The following is a 12743-nucleotide window of genomic DNA, read 5'->3' as shown; positions in this document are numbered from 1 at the left end:
GGAATGATTGTTTTTAGAATAAAAGCTAAGTGTTATATATAGAGTATTAAACAAAAAAAACTCGTTACAATTATGTAACGAGTTCAATATATAAAGTTTTTTCTTTCTAAGAATTAAAACATTTCTCTACCAGAAAAGTGGAAAGCACCTTCGATAGCTGCGTTTTCATCAGAATCAGAACCATGTACTGCATTTTCACCAATAGAAGTAGCATATAACTGACGGATAGTTCCTTCAGCAGCTTCAGCTGGGTTTGTAGCACCGATTAAAGTTCTAAAATCTTCAACAGCGTTGTCTTTTTCTAAGATAGCAGCGATGATTGGTCCGCGAGTCATAAACTCAACTAATTCACCAAAGAAAGGACGCTCACTGTGTACTCCATAAAAAGTCTCAGCATCACGCTTAGTCATCTGTGTTTTTTTCATAGCTACGATTCTGAAACCTGCAGCATTAATTTTTTCTAAAATTGCACCAGTATGTCCGTTTTCTACAGCATCTGGTTTAATCATTGTAAAAGTTCTATTTGTTGCCATTATTAAATGTAATAAATATCAGTAAATGATAAATTCCTTAATTGTTGTTGCTTATGCTAACTTCGCATAAATCGGCGCAAAAATACACTTTTTAATGTTATTAGCAAGTTAAGGATATATTTGGTTGATTTCTTGTAAGATAACCCCGTTTTTGCCTCGCATTTGAAAACTAACTTTTTTAGTTTTTAAATCTAAAAGTAACGTGCCATAGCTTAAAGAGTTAACTACATTACCAATTCTGAAGTTGTTTTTTTCAGAGGTAAATGAAGAAGAGGCATGTGTTAATCCGCTTGAAGTAAAATCAATAATTGGATACTTTACTCCGTCAATGATAGTCTTAGAAAATTCGGAAATATGTCGATCACCAGAAAGAAGAATTACATTTGTATTTGTTGATTTTTGAATCAAACTGAATAATTTGTCTACTTCATGAGGAAAGTTTGCCCATTTTTCAAATCCGTGTTCTTTAGATAGTATTTGAATACTACTAACTATTATAGTGAAGGTTGCGTTAGAGTTTATTAGCTCATTGTTAAGCCACTTCCATTGAGTTTCTCCTAAAATATTACCCTCATTATATTTATTAGGTTTAAAACGTTGCTCGTTTGTTCCTTTGGTAAGCGAAGTTCTAAAATAACGAGTATCTAAAACAACAACTTTAACACTACCATTTTCTGTTTTAAAAGTTTTTGAGTGATAAACACCTTTTTGTTTTCTTCTAGAAGAGTTTTTGGGTACGCCTAAAAAATCTAAAAATAATTGTTGACTTTCATCTTTCATTTTAAATTCTATGCCTCCATCATTTTTACCATAATCATGATCGTCCCATGTAGCAAGAATTGGAATTTTAGAGGTTAACTCTTTATACCCTTTAACCTTTTTTTGAGTTTTATACATACGTTTCATTTTACGCATATTGTTGGTGTCTGCATAAATGTTGTCTCCTCCCCATATCCATATATCTGGACTAAGAGATAGAATATCTTCCCAAAAAGGATTGTTAAGTCTCTGATTGTTACAAGAACCAAAAGCAATTGTAAATGTTTCTTGGCTAAAAGAGGATAGAGAAAAGGCTACTAATAATATAAATGAATTAGTAAATTTCATAAAGGTGATTGTAATTTTATTTTTGAGTGAAGGAACAAAAAAAAATACATAAAAAGGTTAATATAGCATTAATTTGTATATTCGCCTTTTATGATTTTGAAACACTTTACAGAACTGCAAGAATTCTTGTCAGAACCTAGAAATGTTGTGATAATTGGGCATAGAAATCCTGATGGAGATGCAATAGGTTCGACGTTAGGATTGAAACATTATTTAGATAAAAAAGGACACACTACTCAGGTGTTAATGCCAAACGAGTACCCTGATTTTTTACATTGGGTTCCTGGGTCAAAAACCGTAAAACGTTTTGATCGTCAAAACAAACAATCCGTCAAAGCCTTATCGAAGTCTGATATTATTTTTTTATTAGACTTTAATGCATTGCACAGAGTTGGAAATGATATGCAAAACACGTTAGAGCAATATGAGAATGATTTTGCTTTGATAGATCATCATCAACAACCAGATGATTTTATGTATATGTATTCTGATACATCTATGTCTTCAACATGTCAAATGGTATACAACTTTATTGAAATGATGGGAGATGTTGATTTGATAGATGAAAATATAGCTACTTGTTTATATACAGGTATTATGACCGATACAGGTTCTTTCCGTTTTAGGTCTACAACTAGTACTACTCATAGAGTTATTGCAGATTTAATAGATAAAGGAGCTGAAAATGATAGAATTCATAGCAATGTTCATGATGCAAACTCTTACAATAGGTTATTGTTATTAGGGCAAGCTTTGAGTAATATGAAAGTTTTACCAGAATACAAAACAGCTTTTATCACTTTAACTGAAGAAGAGAAAAAACAATTTCACTACGAAAAAGGAGACACAGAAGGAGTTGTGAATTATGCGTTATCTTTGAAAGGAATTGTATTTGCAGCTATTTTTATAGAAGATGAAGAACAGGGGATTGTAAAAATATCTTTCCGCTCAAAAGGGAAGTTTTCTGTAAACCAGTTTGCTCGCAACTATTTTAATGGAGGAGGACATGATAATGCAGCAGGAGGTAGAAGTGATGATAATATGGAAAATACGATAGAGAGATTTAAGTCGTTATTACCTACATACCAACAAGAGTTAGAAAATTCGTATGAAGCATAAAATAACACTTTTTGTTCTTTTGGTTTTGGTAATGGTATCTTGTAAAGAGCCACAGGCGAGAAGACCAAAGCAACACGGTACAACAAATTTTTATAAAGAAGTTCTCAAAGAGAATAAAAAACTAAATGCTTTAGAAAAACAACGTTTAGAAGAATGGGTAACTAAAGATACTGTTAGAGAATATAAAAGTTCGCCTAATGGTTTTTGGTATACTTATGTAACTAAAGATACTTTAAATTCAAATTCTCCACAAGTTGAAGATTTGGTAATGTTGTCATACAATATAACTGACCTTAATGGAGATGTTCTTTATGAAACAAAGGAGAGAAGTTATAAAGTAGATAAAGAAGATTTTATTCCTGCATTACAAGATGGAATAAAGTTGATGAAAAAAGGAGAAACTATTACATTTGTCATTCCATCGTATAGAGCTTTTGGAGTAACAGGAGATGGAAATAAAATAGCTGTAAATCAGCCAATACAAAGTACAGTAACATTAATCGATATAAAATCAAAAAAAGAAGAATGAAATTAACCAACATTTTAGCAGCTACAGTTGTAGGTTTATCAATTGTTTCATGCAGTAACGGTCAGTTTAAACAAAAAAGTTCATTAGCAACAGAAGTAGATTCTGTAAGTTATGCTCTAGGTTTAGATATGGCTAATAAAATTAAAACAAACTTTGACGAAATGGATCAAGATTTGTTTGTACAAGGTTTTAAAAATGGAATGGATTCTACAAACTTATTAGTAGAGTCAAAAGACATAAATAATATCTTAAGAGTATTTTTTCAGAAGAAGCAACAAGAAAAAATGAAACAAATGCAAGAAGAACAAGCTAAAAAAGCAGAAGCTGAGTTTGGAGATAATAAAAAAGCAGGTGAGGAATTTTTAGCTGCAAATAAAGCTAAAGATGGAGTAAAAACTACTGAAAGTGGTTTGCAGTATGTTGTTTTAAAAGAAGGTGAAGGAGATGCTCCTACGGCTAGCTCTAGAGTTAAAGTTCATTACCATGGAACTTTAATTGATGGAACTGTTTTTGATAGTTCTGTGGAAAAAGGAGAGCCTGCTGAATTTGGAGTAGGACAAGTAATTAAAGGATGGACAGAAGGTTTACAGTTAATGAAACCAGGAGCAAAATATAAGTTCTTTATTCCTCAAGAGTTGGCTTATGGTCCACAACAAAGAGGTCAACATATTAAACCTTTTTCAACTCTAGTTTTTGAGGTAGAGTTATTAGAGGTAAAATAAATAAAACTTAAATAGTTGATAATTAATTAGGTTAGCACTTGTTGTTAACCTAATTAATTGTTTATAGGAGAAAATAAATTGAAGTAAATGAAATTATTTAAAATAGTACTTGTTACATTGATAGTGTTTGTATCATGTAAATCAGCTAAATACCCTAGTTTAGAAAACGGATTATATGCAGATATCCAAACTAATAGAGGTGATATTTTGGTAAAGTTTTTTTATGACAAAGTACCAATGACGGTAGCAAACTTTGTAGCATTAAGTGAAGGAACTCATCCTAAAATGATTGATTCTTTAAAGGGAATACCGTTTTATGATGGAACTAAGTTTCATAGGGTAATTAAAGACTTTATGATACAAGGTGGAGATAGAACAGGAACTGGTTCAGGAGATGCGGGTTATACGTTTGCAGATGAATTTCCTATGGATGATGAAGGTAACTTATTGTATAAACATGATGGGCCTGGAGTGTTGTCTATGGCAAATTACTCAAGACCTGTTACAAATTCGAGTCAGTTTTTTATAACACATAAAGCTACACCTTGGTTAGATGGTGGACACTCTGTTTTTGGACGTGTTTTACAAGGTCAAGCTATAGTGGATACTATTCAAAAAAATGATTATATAAAGCATATAGAAATTTTAAGGATAGGAGAGGATGCCTCTAAATTTGATGCGCCAGTAGTTTTTGAACAAGAACTAGCAAACGTTGAAAAGAAAGAAGAAGAGAGGAAGAAAAAATTAGAAGAATTAAAACAAAGATACCAAGAAGAGCAAGGAATTAATGATGCGGTTACAACCGATTCAGGATTGAAAATTTTATCTTTACAAAAAGGAAATGGTAAAAAAGTAAATCCAGCATTGCCAACTACAGCACATTATACGTTGTATTTAGCAGATGGAAGAAAAATTGATTCTAGTTTAGATAAAGGTGAGGCTTTTGTTTTTACTGTTGATGATGAAAACTTTCCGTTAATAGCAGGATGGAAAGAAGGTGTGAAGACAATGAGAGAAGGAGATAAAGTACGATTGTTTATACCTTCTTATTTAGGGTATGGCGATCGTAGAGTAGGTCCAATCCCTCCAAAGTCAGATTTAATTTTTGAAATAGAAGTTTTAAAAGTAGGAAAGTAGTTTTGATAGAAAATATTATACAGAAAGATAAAGAGCTTTTAATTTATCTTAACAATTTAGGAAGCGAACAATGGGATGGTTTTTGGTTAACAATAACGAATCAATTTACTTGGACACCTTTGTTTGCTTTTGTGCTGTTTTTAGTGTTTAAACAGTTTGGATGGAAGAAAGGATTGTTTACAGTATTATTTGTAGCAATTATTGTTGCTTTTTCTGATCAATTCACAAATTTAATTAAAAACACTACAGAAAGAATTAGACCTTGCAATACAGAAGGTTTAAAAGAGTATTTAAGGAATTTTACATATAAGCCTAGAGGATACAGCTTTTGGTCTGGTCATGCTTCATTATCTACTACAATAACTACTTTTATGATTTTGTTATTGAGAAAACATTTTAAGTTGATTTATTTAATGATTTTGTTTCCTTTAATTTTTGGATATAGTAGAATATATTTAGGAGTACATTTTCCCGTTGATGTTACAACAGGATATGTTTCAGGAATAATTTTAGGAACATTGTTTTATTTTGCATACTTAGCATTAGAAAAGAGGCTAGGGGTAAGAAAGTGGTAGTTTCATATACATAAGGAAGCATAGTGCTTCTAATAAACTAAAAAAAGCTTACAGTTTTGTAAGCTTTTTTTCTTTAATCCCCTAAAAAAAAATCCGAAGCGAAAGCTTCGGATTTGCGGAGAAAGAGGGATTCGAACCCCCGGTCCTGTTACAGACAACGGTTTTCAAGACCGCCGCATTCGACCACTCTGCCATTTCTCCTGAGCGCCTCATCAGATGTATTCCCTGATTGCGGGTGCAAATATATGACCTTTTTTCAATTCTAAAAAAGTTTTTTACTACTTTTTTTAATAAAATTTAAGCATTAAAAAAGTTATGAAACGTAACACTTTTGCTATCAATAAGTTTGGTGTGAAATACAAGAGTAAAAAAATAAAGATAAAAGTGAGTAGACTTAAATAAAGGGTTATAATAACAAGTTAACCTGTAATTATAAGAATGAAAATTATCGTTTTTAGTAAATAAATTCTACCTTCGTTCTATTAAATAATAAGATATGTTTAATTCATTCGGAAATACTTTAAAGCTAACTACGTTTGGTGAATCTCATGGAATTGCAATTGGGGGTGTAATAGATGGATTCCCTGCAGGAATGAAAGTTGATTTTGATGCTGTTCAGCAAGAATTAGATCGTCGTAAACCAGGACAATCTAAAATTGTAACACAACGTAAAGAGCCAGACACAGTTGAGTTTTTATCAGGTATTTTTGAAGGAGTAACAACTGGGGCATCAATAGGTTTTATGATTAAAAATACAAATCAAAAAAGTAAAGACTATAATCATAATACAGATGTGTACCGTCCTTCACATGCCGATTATACATATGATAAAAAATACGGAATAAGAGATTACAGAGGTGGTGGAAGAACATCAGCAAGAGAAACAGCTAATTGGGTTGTGGCAGGAGCTTTAGCCAAGCAATTAATCAATCATATTAATATCAATGCATTTACATCATCAGTAGGGGATGTTTTCATGATGAAACCGTATCAAGATTTAGACTTTACTAAAACAGAAAGTAATATAGTCCGTTGTCCTGATGAAGTATCAGCGGAAAAAATGATAGCTAAAATTCAAGAAATACGCAAAGCTGGAGATACTATTGGAGGAACAATAACCTGCGTAGCTCAGAATGTACCTGTAGGGTTAGGAGAACCTATTTTTCATAAGTTACATGCAGAACTAGGAAAAGCAATGCTTTCTATTAATGCAGTAAAAGGTTTTGAATTTGGAAGTGGTTTTTGTGGAGCAAAAATGCAAGGTTCAGAGCACAATGACATTTTCAATCCAGACGGAACAACGCAATCTAATTTATCAGGAGGTATTCAAGGAGGAATCTCTAACGGAATGGATATTTACTTTAGAGTAGCTTTTAAACCCGTAGCAACGATAATGCAAAATCAAGCTACGACAAACTCGAAAGGTGAAGCTACAGAAATACATGGAAAAGGACGACATGATCCTTGCGTAGTACCAAGAGCAGTACCTATTGTTGAAGCGTTAACAGCTTTAGTGCTCGCAGATTTTTGGTTAATGAATAAAACTAGAAAAGTTTAAAAAATAAAAAGCCCAGATACATGTATCTGGGCTTTTAAATATCATAAAAATATAAATGTCTAGTAAAGAGTTAACATTGCATTTTTATCATTATTGTTAAATGTAGTAGCAGGTCCACAAGATTGCATAATAGAAGTATTGTCAGATCCAGTTGGAGTACCAGCAATATGAATAGCTCCTACACCAGCACTACCTTCATTAACATTTTGTCCACAGCTTTCACGTGTTTGATAATCAGTATGACGAAAACCAATACAGTGTCCAATTTCATGAGCCATAGTACCAGCAAGCTCGCTAGAAGTAGGTGCAATAGATAATTCAAACCATCTACTGTTAATACCAAAACCTTTAGCAGGATCTCCTCTTCTAGTTGGGAAACCAGCAGCTCTACCTAATGTGATGAAACCACCACTTTCTAATTCGTAAAACTCATTAACTTCAATATCAGCCTTAGATTTACCTTTACCACCATAAGAAACTCTTTGGTAAGTTAATTGAGAACCTAAGTTGTTTAACATAACAATAGTTTTATCTAAAGCATCCGAACCTAAAGTTCCTAAATCAGGAGAAACACTTACAGTAATAACTCTTGGTAAACCTGTTACTAAGTTAGTAGTTCTGTAATGTTCAGTGTTTGGAATGTTAGAACCTTCACCTAACTCATCAATTTGAGCAAAAGTAAAGAACATGTCTTCTACAGCCACACCTTTTTCTCCCATAAAAGTAGTTACTTTAGCTGAAGAAGTTTCAAAATAAGCAGCTTGTAGTTTTGAAACTATTTCAGGAGTAATCTCGCTAGTTTCGTTGTTTGGAATAGTCTCTTCTGAAGAGTTACATGCAGTAAACAAAATAACTGCAAAAGCCAAAAGGCTTAATAGTTGTGAATTTAAATTTTTCATTTTTTTGAAAGGATTTTATTAAAAAATTTTAACGAAAGTATGTTTTTATAATGAAATATGCAAAAAAAGTGTTTTATTTGTGTTAATAATGTATTTTTATGAGATTGTTTTTTCTTTTTATTAGCGGAGTATTTTTAACATTGAATATGTACTCGCAAGTTGATTTTCCTAATTATGTAAAAAAAATAGAGCCAAAAATATTTCAGGAAAAAGTATTGAAAAAAAAATATTATCTAATTAATAAAAAAGATCTGATTTCCAACGATAAAGAAGTAGATGTAATACGGAGATTAGATAAAAACTTTCTAATAATAACTAAAAAAGAAAAAACGAAAGAGATTTCTTTTAAAGGGGAGTTATTTGAGATAAATAATAAATGGAAGCTGTCATATAGATTGTCACAGTTGTTAAATAAAAAGAATAAAGAAGTCAGGATTGTAGTAAAAACAGTAAACTCAAAACTATTCTTGAAAGAAGCGGAAGAAAAGAATGTAAATATTAAAGTAACGCATAGGTACAAGGATGTTTTAACGCTTAATGTATCTCCAACAGAAATAAATAAAATAGCCTCTATGTACCAGGTAGTTTATTTGGATACTCAACTAGCTCCTCGTCCAGAAAAAATACCGATTGAAAAAATAGATTTAAGCGTAAATAATATAAACAAACTTCAAAATGATTTTAAAACAATTAATGGTGAGGGATTAACTGTTTCTGTAAAAGAATTGTTGTTTGATGTTAACGATATAGACTTAAGAAATAGAATAAAACTTTACGGAAATGAAGCAGAAGATGTTTCTAGTCATGCAACTTTAATGGCTACTACAATTGGAGGTGCTGGGAATAGTGCTTATAATTCGAAAGGAGTTGCTTATCATAGTAATTTATCATCTTCAGACTTTAGTACACTATTACCTGATAAAGATACTTACTATGTTGACAATAATATATTTGTTCAAAACCATTCTTACGGAACAGAAATAGAAAATTTTTATGGAGCTGAAGCGAATGCATATGATCAAAGCACAATTGATGTACCTGAATTACTTCATGTATTTTCTTCAGGTAATACAGGAGAAGTAGCATCTAATGAAGGAACTTACCAAGGAATAGAAGGATATGCTAATATGACAGGAAACTATAAAATGGCTAAAAATGTTTTAGTTGTTGGAGGAGTTAATAAAGAACTAGTAGTAAATACAAGAAGTTCAAAAGGACCTACTTATGATGGTAGAGTAAAACCTGAATTAGTGGCTCATGGACCAGACGGAACATCGGATGCTGCTGCGATAGTTTCAGGGGTAGCAACGCTACTACAACATAAATACAAAGAGAAAACAAACAAATTTCCTTCTTCGGCATTATTAAAATCTGTATTAATTGCTGGAGCTGATGATATCGGTCCAAAAGGAATAGACTTTAAAAGTGGCTATGGTAATGTGAACAGTTATCAAAGTCTGGAGATTTTAGAAAAAGGAACATATATTAATGATGAAATTTCAAGTAATGAAGTTAAAGAATATTCAATCCCTATAAATACAGGCTCAAAAGAAATAAGAATAGCATTAGTTTGGAACGATGTTCCTGCTAATGTTAATGACAATAAAGCGTTGGTAAACGATCTAGATTTAGAAGTGAATAATGGTGCAAATTCATGGTTACCTTGGATTTTAGACGCTTCACCATCCAAAAATTCGCTAGAAAAAGAAGCTGTATATGGAGAAGACCACTTAAATAATGTAGAATTAATTACGATTGACAATCCAGAAACAGGTACATATAATATAAAGGTAAAGGCAAATTCGTTAGCAACACCAATACAGTCATTTTCGATCGCTTATTTTTATCAATCTAAAAATATTTTTACATGGAACTATCCTAATAAAGATGACAAGTTACCAACTGTAACAGATAAATATGTACGATGGACAAATAACTTGGGTTTTCCAGTAAGTAAGATTGAATACTCTATTAATAAAGGAAGTTGGATAGAAATTGCAAACGCTACAAATGTTACAAAACCATACTTACTTTGGAATACTCCAGAAGTTAACGGAGTCATTCAATTAAGGGCTTTAGTAAATGGAACATATTATAATTCAGAAGAATTTATAATTTCAGATATTATTACACCAATTGTCGATTTTAACTGTGATGAAAGTATTCAATTTAGCTGGGAGCCAGTTCCGAATGCAACAGCATATAATGTGCAACTGCTGGATGATACTTATATGTATACAAATTCAATAGTAAACGAAACGAATGTTGTAATTCCAAAAAGTACATTTAAAACACCTTATATATCAGTAACACCAGTTTTTAATGGAGAACAAGGAGTTAAAGGGCAAACAATAAATTACAATTCGCAAGGAGTAAACTGTTATTATAAGAATTTTTTAGCCTTTGTGAAAAATGAAAATGTAGTAGATGTTCGATTAAGCTTGAGTACTTTGACGAATGTAGCTTCAGTTGTTTTTGAAAAAACACTCAATGGAGAAACTGAAATTATTCAAACTTTTACAGCTCTCAATGTTCAAGAACTCCAAACGGATGATATCAGTGTTAAAGGAGGAAAAAACGAATATAGAGCTAAAATTACCCTTGATGATGGAACAGAAATTTATACAGATAGTATAAAAATTGATTTTCCTTTTGATAATACCTTAAAAATATATCCAAACCCAGTAATAGCATCAGAAGGAATGTTTGTGTATTCAAGAGGAAACAACTTAGGTATAGAAATTGTAGATGTTACAGGAAGAATAATTTATACAAACAAAATTCAAAAAATAAGGCAAACCATTCCTATACCAAATTTTAAAACAGGTTTATTGTTTGTGCGTATACTAAAAGATGGACAACAGGTAGCGGTAAAGAAAATACTAGTAAAACCTTAACAGCTATAAATAATATTTAAGAACACTAAAACCTTTGTGTTACTTTTTGTAATTTTACAAAGTCACTTCGGATGATTTCGGAACCCTATCGAAATTGTATCGAGAAGTTTATACGAACCTGTTCTCGATAAAGTCATTCTAAAGACAATTTTATAACGTTTTATTTAGATATGATTATGGACTACATTAAAGGACGTGGTGCACAACACAACACACACAATAAATTTACACAACATCAACACGAAGTGTTGGATGATTTCTTAAACTATTGCGAAGCTGAAAACGAATCAGCAGACAATAATAAAACAACATATTTAGAAATTTATCCTAAAACAATTCTTAATAAAGTGACAAGTCCAGATATTGGGTTTTCATATTCAATGAATCCATATCAAGGTTGTGAGCACGGATGTATTTATTGTTATGCGCGAAACACACATGAATATTGGGGGTATTCTGCAGGGTTAGATTTCGAACGTAAAATATTGTACAAAGCAAATGCACCAGAACTATTAGAGAAAAAACTACGAAGTCGTAATTGGCAACCACAAAATATTATGTTTTCTGGAAATACAGACTGTTATCAACCGATAGAAAAGAAACTTGAAATTACCCGAAAAATGCTGCAAGTACTATTAAAATTAAAGCACCCGGTAAGCATGATAACAAAAAATGCATTAATTCTTCGTGATTTAGATATTTTAAAAGAAATGGCAGCTTTAAATTTATTAAGGGTAAGTATATCTATCACATCACTATCAGAAGAAACAAGAAGGGTAGTAGAGCCAAGAACAGCGACCATCAAAAAAAGATTAGAAACAGTCAAAACCCTGTCAGAGAATAATATACCAGTAAATGTAATGATGGCACCAATCATCCCTTCAATTAATAGTCACGAAATATTACCATTAGTAAAAAAGGTAAGTGAGTTAGGTGCAACCTCAGTTGCATATACAATAGTACGTTTAAATGGAGCGATAGGAGAAATTTTTACCAATTGGGTAAGAAAAACATATCCTGATAGAGCGGACAAAATTTTACATCAAATAGAAGATTGTCATGGCGGTTCATTAAATGATTCTCGTTACGTAAGTAGAATGCGAGGAGAAGGTAAGATAGCAGAACAAATAGACATGCAGTTTAAGTTGGCAAAAAAACTGTATTTAAAGGATAAAAAACTTCCTCATTTAGATTTTACCAAATTTGATAAATATCAAACCAATCAAACATCACTATTTTAAATAAGATATTGTAAAACCATTTTTCCTACAATATATATATAATGTATTTCAAATGATGTGATTTGTTGGAGTAGGCGTTTCACTTTATTGTTTGTTTTCGCTGCGCTATAACATAATAAAGTGTCGGGCTTTCCGCTGTATCTTTTGTTTAGGTTGCTAAAGGCACCCTAAACAAAAGGATGCCGCTTCAATCCCTAACGCGAACAATTAGATTGTATATAGTAGTATAAAAAGGTAAACTTTCTCCATATTAGAAGGAGTATAATAGTCATAAATATAAGGGGAAAAGGAAGGAGATGTGTATGGTATAAAAAACTTTTGTATGTAACTGATTAGTGTATAGCGTATTAAAAAATAGTTTAAAAAAAAGGTTGGAAAAGTGCTTGTTGAATGGAAAAAGGTATCTATATTTGCACCCGCAAACGG

Annotated in this window: 11 protein-coding genes and 1 tRNA gene; 8 read left to right on the top strand and 4 right to left on the bottom strand. The window is 31.7% G+C overall.

Annotation, left to right across the window (positions count from 1 at the left end):
- Nucleotides 1–113: 113 nt before the first annotated feature.
- Both C8N27_RS00400 and C8N27_RS00395 read right to left on the bottom strand, forming a co-directional pair.
- Nucleotides 114–533 carry a nucleoside-diphosphate kinase gene (locus tag C8N27_RS00400; RefSeq protein WP_028892988.1) on the bottom strand — a complete coding sequence of 140 codons (420 nt, stop codon included), beginning with the start codon at nucleotides 531–533 and terminating at the stop codon, nucleotides 114–116.
- Between the two features lie 108 nt (nucleotides 534–641).
- Nucleotides 642–1640, bottom strand: a complete 999-nt coding sequence (locus tag C8N27_RS00395; protein ID WP_121145709.1) for an alkaline phosphatase D family protein — start codon at nucleotides 1638–1640, stop codon at nucleotides 642–644.
- Nucleotides 1641–1730: 90 nt separating this feature from the next.
- On the opposite strand from C8N27_RS00395, the gene C8N27_RS00390 reads away from it, so the two are divergent.
- The 5 genes from C8N27_RS00390 to C8N27_RS00370 all read left to right on the top strand — a co-directional run bounded on the left by C8N27_RS00390 (nucleotide 1731) and on the right by C8N27_RS00370 (nucleotide 5722).
- Nucleotides 1731–2759, top strand: a complete 1029-nt coding sequence (locus C8N27_RS00390) for a DHH family phosphoesterase (protein ID WP_099215393.1) — start codon at nucleotides 1731–1733, stop codon at nucleotides 2757–2759.
- Nucleotides 2749–3288, top strand: a complete 540-nt coding sequence (gene gldI, locus C8N27_RS00385) for a gliding motility-associated peptidyl-prolyl isomerase GldI (RefSeq protein WP_121145707.1) — start codon at nucleotides 2749–2751, stop codon at nucleotides 3286–3288. Before C8N27_RS00390 ends, gldI begins: the two co-directional genes overlap by 11 nt.
- The gene (locus tag C8N27_RS00380) at nucleotides 3285–4010 is read left to right on the top strand and encodes a BamJ family beta-barrel-assembly machinery protein (RefSeq protein WP_121145705.1); all 726 of its coding nucleotides are present in this window, start codon (nucleotides 3285–3287) and stop codon (nucleotides 4008–4010) included. The genes gldI and C8N27_RS00380 overlap by 4 nt, the downstream gene beginning before the upstream one ends.
- Before the next feature lie 87 nt (nucleotides 4011–4097).
- Nucleotides 4098–5147 (top strand): peptidylprolyl isomerase, encoded by a 1050-nt coding sequence (locus C8N27_RS00375; protein WP_121145703.1) that lies wholly within the window; start codon nucleotides 4098–4100, stop codon nucleotides 5145–5147.
- 2 nt (nucleotides 5148–5149) lie between these two features.
- Complete coding sequence (locus tag C8N27_RS00370) at nucleotides 5150–5722, top strand: phosphatase PAP2 family protein (protein WP_237270834.1); 573 nt, start codon at nucleotides 5150–5152, stop codon at nucleotides 5720–5722.
- A 116-nt stretch (nucleotides 5723–5838) separates the two neighbouring features.
- On the opposite strand, the gene C8N27_RS00365 is transcribed toward C8N27_RS00370, so the two are convergent.
- Nucleotides 5839–5923, bottom strand: a tRNA-Ser gene (locus C8N27_RS00365).
- 295 nt (nucleotides 5924–6218) lie between these two features.
- Between C8N27_RS00365 and aroC the strand changes: the two genes are divergently transcribed.
- Entirely contained in the window at nucleotides 6219–7280 is a 1062-nt protein-coding gene (aroC, locus tag C8N27_RS00360; protein WP_099215397.1) for a chorismate synthase, read from the top strand.
- A gap of 59 nt (nucleotides 7281–7339) precedes the next feature.
- Here the strand turns inward: aroC and C8N27_RS00355 are convergent, their stop codons facing one another.
- Entirely contained in the window at nucleotides 7340–8179 is an 840-nt protein-coding gene (locus C8N27_RS00355; protein ID WP_121145701.1) for a M57 family metalloprotease, read from the bottom strand.
- 146 nt (nucleotides 8180–8325) lie between these two features.
- On the opposite strand from C8N27_RS00355, the gene C8N27_RS00350 reads away from it, so the two are divergent.
- Nucleotides 8326–11076: a S8 family serine peptidase gene (locus C8N27_RS00350; RefSeq protein WP_167444703.1), complete on the top strand. Its 2751-nt coding sequence runs from the start codon at nucleotides 8326–8328 to the stop codon at nucleotides 11074–11076.
- A gap of 176 nt (nucleotides 11077–11252) precedes the next feature.
- Entirely contained in the window at nucleotides 11253–12317 is a 1065-nt protein-coding gene (locus C8N27_RS00345; RefSeq protein WP_121145696.1) for a PA0069 family radical SAM protein, read from the top strand.
- Nucleotides 12318–12743 lie beyond the last annotated feature (426 nt).

The sequence above is a fragment of the Tenacibaculum discolor genome, from assembly GCF_003664185.1.
GTDB classification, from domain to species: Bacteria; Bacteroidota; Bacteroidia; order Flavobacteriales; family Flavobacteriaceae; genus Polaribacter; species Polaribacter discolor.
The sequence above is the reverse complement of the archived record's forward strand: the minus strand, read 5'-3'. Positions and strand labels throughout refer to the sequence as shown.

Excerpts from the sequence above, each read along its gene's own strand:
- C8N27_RS00345 (WP_121145696.1), top strand. The coding sequence starts at position 11,253 with ATGGACTACATTAAAGGACGTGGTGCACAACACAACACACACAATAAA.
- C8N27_RS00395 (WP_121145709.1), bottom strand. The coding sequence starts at position 1,640 with ATGAAATTTACTAATTCATTTATATTATTAGTAGCCTTTTCTCTATCC.
- C8N27_RS00390 (WP_099215393.1), top strand. The coding sequence starts at position 1,731 with ATGATTTTGAAACACTTTACAGAACTGCAAGAATTCTTGTCAGAACCT.
- C8N27_RS00400 (WP_028892988.1), bottom strand. The coding sequence starts at position 533 with ATGGCAACAAATAGAACTTTTACAATGATTAAACCAGATGCTGTAGAA.
- C8N27_RS00355 (WP_121145701.1), bottom strand. The coding sequence starts at position 8,179 with ATGAAAAATTTAAATTCACAACTATTAAGCCTTTTGGCTTTTGCAGTT.
- C8N27_RS00380 (WP_121145705.1), top strand. The coding sequence starts at position 3,285 with ATGAAATTAACCAACATTTTAGCAGCTACAGTTGTAGGTTTATCAATT.
- C8N27_RS00375 (WP_121145703.1), top strand. The coding sequence starts at position 4,098 with ATGAAATTATTTAAAATAGTACTTGTTACATTGATAGTGTTTGTATCA.
- aroC (WP_099215397.1), top strand. The coding sequence starts at position 6,219 with ATGTTTAATTCATTCGGAAATACTTTAAAGCTAACTACGTTTGGTGAA.
- C8N27_RS00350 (WP_167444703.1), top strand. The coding sequence starts at position 8,326 with ATGTACTCGCAAGTTGATTTTCCTAATTATGTAAAAAAAATAGAGCCA.
- gldI (WP_121145707.1), top strand. The coding sequence starts at position 2,749 with ATGAAGCATAAAATAACACTTTTTGTTCTTTTGGTTTTGGTAATGGTA.